The sequence below is a fragment of the Rhizobacter sp. P3_B12 genome (assembly GCF_056402895.1).
Genome location: NZ_JBFUGN010000236.1, coordinates 1 through 7,371, shown reverse-complemented (window position 1 = coordinate 7,371; position 7,371 = coordinate 1). Strand labels below are relative to the sequence as shown.

4 protein-coding genes are annotated in these 7,371 nt (G+C 73.6%); all 4 read left to right on the top strand.

Annotated elements, in window-relative coordinates; all coding sequences use genetic code 11:
* A partial coding sequence (locus AC1D01_RS14535) for a DUF2138 family protein (protein WP_477867354.1) occupies positions 1–719 on the top strand: 719 nt, incomplete at its 5' end.
* A gap of 11 nt (positions 720–730) precedes the next feature.
* Positions 731–1,357: a DUF1175 family protein gene (locus AC1D01_RS14530; protein WP_477867352.1), complete on the top strand. Its 627-nt coding sequence runs from the start codon at positions 731–733 to the stop codon at positions 1,355–1,357.
* Between the two features lie 44 nt (positions 1,358–1,401).
* The gene (locus AC1D01_RS14525) at positions 1,402–5,955 is read left to right on the top strand and encodes an MG2 domain-containing protein (protein WP_477867350.1); all 4,554 of its coding nucleotides are present in this window, start codon (positions 1,402–1,404) and stop codon (positions 5,953–5,955) included.
* 7 nt (positions 5,956–5,962) lie between these two features.
* On the top strand, positions 5,963–7,371 hold a 1,409-nt coding region (locus AC1D01_RS14520; protein WP_477867348.1), incomplete at its 3' end, for a DUF2300 domain-containing protein.

The following is a 7,371-nucleotide window of genomic DNA, read 5'->3' as shown; positions in this document are numbered from 1 at the left end:
ACCGCGCGCTGTGGTCGGCCGTGCCGGCCAACCCGGCCGCCTGCACGCTGCTGCCCGCCGACTGGGCGCGCGCCAGGGCGGTGGCCGGCTCGGCCGGCTGGACGGCGCTGGCCGACCAGCTGGAGGGGCCGGYCGCGATCTGCTGGTACCCGCGCTCGCAGTTCCACACGCCGCTGGTCGTCGCGCAGCTGAAGGACGGTGCCGCCGACCCGTCGGCTTCGCTCGACGCGCTGACCGGCTGGCTGCTGCCCACCAAGGCCAACATCGCGTCGGCGCCGGCGCGGGCCGGCAGCAACCGCTGGCAGCGCGAGGTCGCGGCGCCCTGGGGCCCGCATGCCAATGGCGATGCCAGCACCTACCGGCCGACCCTGGCGCGCCAGGGCCGCTGGATCACGTTCTCGCCCGACGATGCGCTGGTCGACCAGGCGCTCGACGCCCAGGCCCGGCGCTTCCCGAGCGTGGCCGACAGCCTGCCGCCCGGGCGCGCGACGCTGGCCGTGATCGACCCGCGCCAGGTGGCCACGCTGGCCCGGCGCGAGGCCTTCGAGGTGCTGCCGCCCGAGCAGGAGCTGTTCCGCCAGGCGGCCGAGCGCCAGCTGGTGCCGCGGCTCGACGCGCTCGCGAAGCTGCCGCTGTCGCGTGCGGTGGCCGAGGGTCAGCCCGATGCGAACGGCTGGGTCGCGGTCGAATGGCACTCGCTGGCGTCGAAAGCCCGCTGATGGACCGCCCGATGCTGACCCGGCGCGCCCTGCTGCTCGCCGGCGCCCTGGCCGCGAGCGCCGGCCATGCCGTGCCGACGCGGCTCGATCGCGAGCAGTCGCAGCGTTTCCGCGACTGGATGACGCTGCTGATCCATGCGCAGATCGAACGCGGCCCGACGCCGCGCTGGACGCACCGCGACTGCGCCGGCCTGGTGCGCTTCGCGGTGGCCGAGTCGCTGCGCGAGCACGACCTGGCGTGGAAGCGCGCCAACGGCCTGCTCGGCACGCGGCTGCCGCCCGACCTCGAGGCGGGCAGCAGCCAGGGCCTGCGCCATGCGTGGCGCCGTGCCGACGGCACGCGCGATGCCTTCGTCGGCGCGCTCGAACTGGTGCAGGAGAACACCCGCCCGGTCGCGCGCCAGCTGACGCAGGCGGTGGCCGGCGACCTGCTGTTCTACGACTTCGGCGACGAGCAGCACCTGATGGTCTGGATGGGCCGCTACATCGCGTACCACACCGGCCGCATCGAAGCCAACGACAACGGCCTGCGCGCAGTGCGCGCGGACCAGCTCCTCGGATGGAAGGACACGCGCTGGCGGCCTTCCGACGACAACCCCAACTTCTCGGGCGTCCATCGACTGGCGTTCCTCGCATGAAGCACCTGCACAAGATTTCCTGGCCCGCACTCGCTCTCGCTGCCGTGCTTGCACTGCCCCCGGTGGCGCCGGCGGCTCCGGCCTCGCCGATGCCGCTGCCGAATGCCTGGGCGCCGTTCTCCGGCGAGCCCTTCTTCCTGCTGTCGGACGCGACCTTCGGCAGCACCGAGGTCGCGAAGGTGCGGCTCGAGGTCAACGCGCCGCAGATGCTGGAGCAGGCCGGCGGCGTCGACGTGCTGGTCTACCGCATCCCGCAGCCGCTCGATTTCCTGCAGCGCCAGAAGAACCTGCACCGCGTGCAGGTCGATGCGCGGCCGGCCGAGCCGGGCCTGTCGAACACGCTGACGCACCTGTGGGACAACTGGTCCGTCAAGTCGCGCCTCGCATGGCAGAAGCTGTTCTCCAGCGACGCGCGCCAGGCCGTCACCGCGCAGGCGCCGGAGCTGAAGACGCCGAAGGCGCTGACCAAGCCGTCCACCTTCGAGGAGCCGCCGCAGTTCAAGCCGATCGCCGGCCTCGCGGTGATCGAGCGCTTCCGCTACCCGGTGCAGGCCGCCAAGCCGATCGAGCCGCCGAAGGACCTGAAGCTGGCCGGCAGCAGCAGCGAGTTCATCAACCCGTCGCAGGGCAACGTCTGGGTGCCGATCGGCAAGCGCGCGCCCGGCCTGTACCTGGTCGAGGCGATCGCCGGCCGGCACCGCGCGACGACGCTGCTGTTCGTCAGCGACACCGTCGCGCTGACCAAGGTCTCCGGCGAGCAGATGCTGGTGTGGGCCGCGCAGCGCGGCAACGGCGCCGCAGTGCCGAAGACGCGCGTCGTGTGGACCGACGGCATCGGCGTGCTGAAGAGCGGTGCGGCCGATGCGCAGGGCCTGGTGCGGCTGGACCGCAAGGCGCCCGAGCAGACCTACGTGTTCGGCGAGGACCCGGCCGGCGGCGTCTTCATCTCCGAGAACTTCTACTACGACAGCGAGATCTACGCGGCCAAGGTCTACGCCGTCACCGACCGCCCGCTGTACCGCCCCGGTGACTGGGTGCAGGTGAAGGTGAGCGGCCGCGAGTTCCGCAGCGCCCGCGAGTCGGTGAGCCTGAAGGACGGGCCGCTCGCGCTGCAGGCGCTCGACCCGGCGGGCCAGGTGATCGCGACGCAGTCGCTGCGCTTCAGCGGCACGCAGGGGGCCGACACCCGCTTCGCGCTGCCCGACAACGCGGCGGCCGGCGGCTACGAGCTGCGCCTGGCGATGGGCGAGGACGTCTACACCGCGGCCTTCCGCGTCGCCGACTACCAGAAGCCGCATTTCGAGATCACGCTGCTGGCCGACAAGCCCGATTTCGCGACCGGCGACCGCATCGGCGGCAAGCTGCAGCTGAACTACCCGGACGGCAAGCCGGTGGCCCATGCCCGCGTCAGCCTGACGGCGCGCGCGCAGAAGCTGACGATGGTCGAGGGCGAGCTGGACTACAGCGGCCAGTTCCCGCTCAAGCTGACGCAGGACGAGCTGCAGACCGACGGCAGCGGCGTCGCGAGCTTCTCGCTGCCGCCGGCCACCGAGCCGAGCCGCTACCTGCTGACGGCGCTCGCGACCGACGGCGCGGCCTGGCGCGTGCGCGCCTCGAAGGAGATCCTGATCGAGCGCGGCAGCGGCTCGTACAAGTTGACGCCGGAACGCCAGTTCTCGACGCCCGGCGAAGCGGTGGCGTTCAAGGTCAGCGCCGGTGCGCAGGCCGCGGCCGATGGCGCACGCCCGGCGCGCTGGGAGTGGCTGCGGCTCGAGAACCGCGCGAAGGAATCGGGTGCGATGCCGGCTGGCGATGCGCTGAGCCTGCGCTTCCCGCAGCCCGGCGCCTACACGGTGACGCTGCGCGACGACAAGGGCCGCATCGTCGCGGCCACCTCGCACTGGGTCAGCGGCGACGGCCTGAAGGCACCGGCTGGCAGCGTCACGATGGTGTTCAACCGCGCCGCCTACCGCGCCGGCGACACCGCCGAACTGCTGCTCGGCTTTCCGGAGCCGGTCGACAACGCGCTGCTGACGCTGGAGCGCGACCGCGTCGAGGCGACGGCCGTGCTCGGCCAGCCGGCCGACTGGGTGAAGAGCGAGCGGCTCGGCCCCACGCAATGGAAGCTGACGCTGCCGGTGCGCGAGGAGATGAGCCCGAACATGACCGTCTCGGTCGCCTACGTGAAGAACGGCGACTACGTGTTCCAGAACCAGGGGCTGATGGTCGAGCAGCCGCGCGTCGCGGTCGGCGTGCGCACCGACAAGCCGGTCTATGCGCCGGGCGACACCGTCACCGTCGACATCGACACGCGTCTCAACGGCCAGCCGGTGGCGGCCGAGGTGGCGGTCGGCGTGGTCGACGAGATGATCTACGTGCTGCAGCCGGAGATCGCGCCGGCCATCGAGGATTTCTTCTACCACCCGCGGCGCAACAACGTGCGCACCAGCGCCAGCCTGTCCTTCATCGGCTACGACCTCGCGACCAGCAAGCTCGGCGTGCTGCCGTCGTCGCGCCAGGTGAACCAGCGCGCGGTCAAGGTGCTGGAGCGTCCGCGGCGCGACAACGTCGACACGGCGGCCTGGGAGCCGCGGCTCGCGACCGGCGCCGACGGCCATGCGCGTTTCACGTTCCGCATGCCCGATTCGCTGACGCGCTGGCGCATCACCGCCCGGGCGATGCAGGCCGGCGGCGCGGTCGGCCAGCAGGTCGGCTGGGTGCGCTCGGACAAGCCGTTCTACGCCAAGTGGACCAGCCCCGACTGGCAGCGCGAGGGCGACCGCGCGCAGGCCTCGATCGCGCTGTTCAACCAGACCGGCAAGCCGGCGCGCATCGAATGGGAGGCGCGCGGCCCGGGCGTCGAGCGCAAGGACACGCTGAGCGTGCAGCCGGGCATCAACTTCGTCGCGCTGCCGATCGCGGCCGACCGCATCGGTGCGGCCGGCGTCAGCCTGCTGCTGCGCCAGGACGGCCGCGTCGTCGACCAGCTCGACACCACGCTGCAGCGCCTGCCGGTGGCCTGGCGCGCACCGCGCGAGCAGGCGCTCGACATCAGCAGCGGCAGCGCCGCGCTGAAGCTGCCGCCGGACGCGACCCGCGTGCGCGTGGCCTTCGCGCAGGACGCGGCGGCCGGCGCCTTCAACCGCTGGATGGAGGAGCTGATCGACTTTCCGTACGGCTGCGTCGAGCAGACGGCCAGCCGCATGCTGCCGCTGTCGATCGCGCTGCAGTCGCTGTCGCCGGCGCAGCAGCCGCTGGCGCCTCAGTTGACGCAGCGCTTGTCGACGGCACGGCTGTCGCTTGCGCAGATGGCCGGCCCGCAGGCGCGCTTCGGCTGGTGGGGCCGCGGCATGAGTGACGACGCGTTCCTGACCGCCTATGCGTATTACGCCGACTGGCGTGCGACGCAGGCGCTGCGCACCAGCCTGCCCGACGAGCATTGGCAGCGCCTGCTCGACGTGTACGCGAAGGACGGCAGCGCGCTGCCGCCGATCCAGCGCGCGTTGGTGCTGTCGTGGATGCAGGAGATGGGGCTGCCGGTGGGCGCGATGAACGCGAGCCTGGTCGAGCAGCTGGCGCAGGAGGCGGGCACCGCGCCGGCCGACGCGCAGCGCGGCAGCTGGGTGATGACGGACGGCGACGTGGCCGGCTCGCGCGACATCGCGCTGGTGCTCGCGGCCGACACCGCGCAGCGAGCAAAGGGTTCGGTCGCGGCCGACCAGCGCGCTGCGGCCGATGCGGCGGCGGTGCGGCTGGGCGGCTCGACGTCGCCGTTCGTGCAGTCGCTGCTGATGGCGACGCGCCGCAGCGGCCCGGAGAAGGCCGGCGAGCTGCTGGGCCAGGTGGGCGCCGACATGCCGACCTTCGACCGCGCGCAGACCTTGCTGTGGCTGCAGCGCGCGCTCGGCCGCAAGCCGGATGCAGCGGCCGATGGCGTGGCGCTGGCCGCACCGTGGCAGCGCAGCGTCGGCAGCAGCGGCGATGTGGTGTGGACGCTGCCGGCCGGGGCCGCCCTGCCGGCGACGCTCGCGCTGCCGGCCGGCGCCAAGGCGGCCTGGGCCTACGTCAGCTACGAGAGCCGCGAGGCGCAGGCACCGGCGCTGCCGGTGAGCATCAAGCGCACGCTGTGGCGCGTGGTGACGGAGGCGAAACCAGTGGYGGCGTCGCAGCCGGCCGGGCAGCAAGCCTCGCCCGACAACGCGCGCATGAACGTCACGCTGGAACGGGTCGAACCCGGCACGCCGCTGGACACCAACGCGCTGTACCTGGACCAGGTCACGCTCGGTGCGCCGAAGGCGATGCGCTGGGCGCTGCTCGAGGTGGCGCTGCCGCCCGGCGCCGCGGTGGAGGCCAGCACCTGGGGCCTGGACCTGAGCGGGCAGCCGCTGGAACGCGCGCGGCACGAGCCGACGCCGCAGGGCTATGCCGTGCCGGTCGAGAAGCTCGAGGCCGGCGGCACGGTGACGCTGCGCCACCTGGTGCGCTTCGCGCAGCGCGGCCAGTTCAAGCTGCCGCCGGTGCGCGTGCACCGCATGTACCAGCCGGAGGCCAAGGGCGTCGACGAGAGCGGTGCCTGGACCACCGTCGAGGTGCGCTGAGATCGACATGCGCGGCCGCTTCCCGATCGCCATCGCCCTGTTCGCTGCCTGCAGCGCGCAGGCGGCGCCCGCCACCCGGCTGGCGTGGCTGCAAGGCGACGAGACGATCGCGCTGCAGCGCAGCGGGGAGGGCGCGCAGCCGCTCGCCGCGCTGCCGCGCACGCCGCTCGGCAGCACCTGGAAGCTGTTCGTGCACGGCTACCTGGAAGCGCGCGGCGTGCAGGAGCCGGCCTACCGCTGCGAGGCAATGCAGCGGCTGCCCGACGACGACTACTGCTGCGACCCCGGCGCCGCCGTCGGGCGCGACGAGGCGCTCGCGCGCTCCTGCGGCCCGTATTTCGAACCGAAGCGGCTGGCGCTGTCGCCCGACGACTGGGCGCGCTTCTGGCGCGAGCAGCAGGCACCCGCCTGGCTGCAGCGGCTGGACGCGATGCAGCCCGGCACCGAGGTCGCGCTGCCCGAGCTGCTGCAGGCGCTGCGCCATGTGCCGGCACCGTCGCGCCTCGCGGCACGGCAGGCGCTGCTGCCGCTCGCCACGCGCGACACCGCGGTGCTGGCCGCGCTCGGCGGCGGCCCGCGCTACAAGACCTGGTCGTGGCGCCTCGACGGCGAGCGCGCCGGCGGTGCTGCCGGCTGGCTGGCCGACGGCACGCCGTTCTGGTTCGGCGCCGCCGGCACCAGCCGCACGGCATTGCAGTCGCAGGCCGCGTGGATCGCGCGGCAGTGGTCGGCCCACGGGCTCGCCGCGCCGCGTGCCGACGCCGCCGCGCTGGCGGCACAACCGTGCATCGACGTGCGCTTCTTCCAGCGCTACCCGATCCGCGCAGTGCTGCGCGCCGACGGCAGCGAGGCCCCCGCCGGGCCGCTGAATGGCCGCCACCGCATCGCGTTCCGCAACGGCACGCAGCTGCCGGTCGATGCGGTGCCGGCGCTGCAGTTGCGTGAAGAACGCGAGGGGCCGGTGATCGTGGCGCGCCTGCCGCTGGAGGATTACGTCGCCCGCGTCGTCGACCGCGAAGGCCGCGCGAGCGAGCTCGAGGCTGCCCGAGCGCTGGCCATCGCCGCGCGCAGCTACGTGCTGCAGAACGCGCCGCAGGCCGAGGCCTGCCGGCAGATCGCCGACGACAGCCGCACGCAGCGCGTCAGCCCGAACCCGCCGAGCGAGGCAGCGCGCGCCGCGGCCGCCTTCACCGACGGCCTGGTGGTCGCCGGCGCTGCCGTGCGCTACCACCGCGACCAGGCCTCGCCCGGCGTGCTGTCGTGGCAGGCGGCGGTGGCGGCGAGCCGCCGCGGCGACGGCTTCGAGACCATCCTGCGCAGCGCCTGGCCCGGCATGACGCTGGCCGGCGCGCAGGCGGCTGCCGATTGCGAGGCCGTGCCGCAGGCGCACGACTGGTTGCTGCAGCGCCAGCAGCG

What these genes read in the sequence shown, in the direction of transcription:
- AC1D01_RS14530 (WP_477867352.1), top strand. Translation starts at nt 731, where the DNA reads ATGCTGACCCGGCGCGCCCTGCTGCTCGCCGGCGCCCTGGCCGCGAGC.